The sequence below is a fragment of the Curtobacterium sp. B8 genome, from assembly GCF_000333315.1.
Lineage (GTDB): Bacteria > Actinomycetota > Actinomycetes > Actinomycetales > Microbacteriaceae > Curtobacterium > Curtobacterium luteum.
Window position 1 is genome coordinate 1 of sequence record NZ_BACW01000578.1, and the last position, 1727, is coordinate 1727.

1 protein-coding gene is annotated in these 1727 nt (G+C 75.4%); it reads right to left on the reverse strand.

Translation table 11 applies throughout. The features are described 5' to 3' along the window. Positions 1 to 988 precede the first annotated feature (988 nt). On the reverse strand, positions 989 to 1727 hold a 739-nt coding region (locus tag I59_RS15670; RefSeq protein WP_031274080.1), incomplete at its 5' end, for an asparaginase.

Below are 1727 nucleotides of genomic sequence, written 5' to 3' on the forward strand. Positions count from 1 at the left end.
GGGTCGATCCGGCGGTGCGAACCGGGACGGCGCTACCGGGTCGAGCGTGGCGCGCGGGTGGACATCGGGGAGCAGTTCTTCCTCGTGCAGTGATCGTGTGGCGAGACCTCCTCCTGCACGGGAGGGGTCCCGCCGCGATCAGTCCACAGCGGGGCCGACAGCGGCGACCGGACCCACGGATCTCCGGTCGACTGGTGGCGTGAACACGCTCCTCGCCCGGACGATCCTCGTGGTCGGCGCGTTCGTTCTCGTCGGGACCGGCGTCTTCGCAGCGCTCCCGGGTACCGTCCGGCTGGTCGCGGTCGCGGCAGGGTCGGTGCTCGCCGTGCTCGACCGCCTCGTCGTCGCTGCCGGGCGGAGCCGAGCGTCGCAGCCTGCGGTCGAGTGGCGGCAGCGTCGATCCGAGACCGCGGCATCCCAGCTCGACCCCCCGGCCCCGCAGCCCGCGCCTGCCGACACGCACTCCTCGGATCCCGATCGTCCAGCGACGCTCGTGGTGGGGCACCGTCTCGACGACGGCTCGCCGGTCCACACCGCAGCACCACACCTCGTCGTGGTCGGACGAGGTGCGCTCGCACGCGCGGTCTTCGACGCCCTGTCCGCCCAGCTCGGCGCCGCGACCGTCGCTGCGGCGTCCCGGCACAGCGAGGACCTGCCGGACGGGCTCGCCCCGCTGCCGGAGGGGATCGCCGTCCACGTGGTGTCGCAGGACGGACGCCACGGCCTCCGCACGCTCGTGCTCGTCCCCGATCACGACCGGACACCGCGCCGCGCAGACGCGGTCGTCACGGTCGGCCGGTCGGGGTGCACGTTCCGGACCGCGCAGGGGGAGCCGATCGCGACCGCCCCGGTGCTCCCGATCCTCGACCTCCCCGCCGAGGCGCGGGAGCCCTCCCAGCCGAGGGCGCGGGAGCCGTCGACGCAGGCACCGCCTCCGCCGAGTCGGCGGGACCTCGCCCCGCCGAGCCGACGGGAACCGCGCCAGGGCTCAGCGCAGACCGGCTCCGGCGCGGACGGCGCCCACCGGGACGCCCCCACCGAGCACCTGCTCGCCCGTCGCCGCCATGACCCCCGCGACGCCCTCGGCGGTCACCAGCCCGTTCCGCTGCAGCAGGGTCAGCGCCGCGAGCGTGCCCGCGCGCTGCGCACCGTCGAGCGTCTTGACCGCGACGGCCGCCCCACCGGGGAGGCCCATCACCATCACGCCCTCAGCGCCGAGCTTCGCGAACACCCCCAGCTGTTCGATCGTCACGGTGTTCGCGCGCCCGACGCCGTCGAGCGCCCAGGGGTGTGCGAGCACGGCGTCCGTCAGGGCTGCGGAGTCGGCGTCGGCGCGGGCGACGACGCCGGCGATGCCCCGCGCGAGACCGGTGAGGGTCAGCGGGAAGACCGGCGCCCCGCAGCCGTCGGTGCCGACCAGGTCGACGGTCTCCGCCGTGTACTCCTCGACCGTCGTGCGGACGCGCTGCTGCAGCGGGTGGTCGACGTCGAGGTAGGAACGCTCGTCCCAACCGTTGACGCGGCAGGCGGCGAGCATCGCGGCGTGCTTGCCGGAGCAGTTCATCGCCAGCCGTCGCGGCCCGTCCGCCGTCCGGGCGGTGGCGCGGTCGAAGGGCAGGTCGGGCGGGCAGCCGAGGTCCGCCTCGACGTGGTCGAAGGACTCGAGCATGTGCTGCGCGATCGCCTGGTGGGCGGCGGTGCCGGCGTGGCTCGCCGTGGAGAGCACG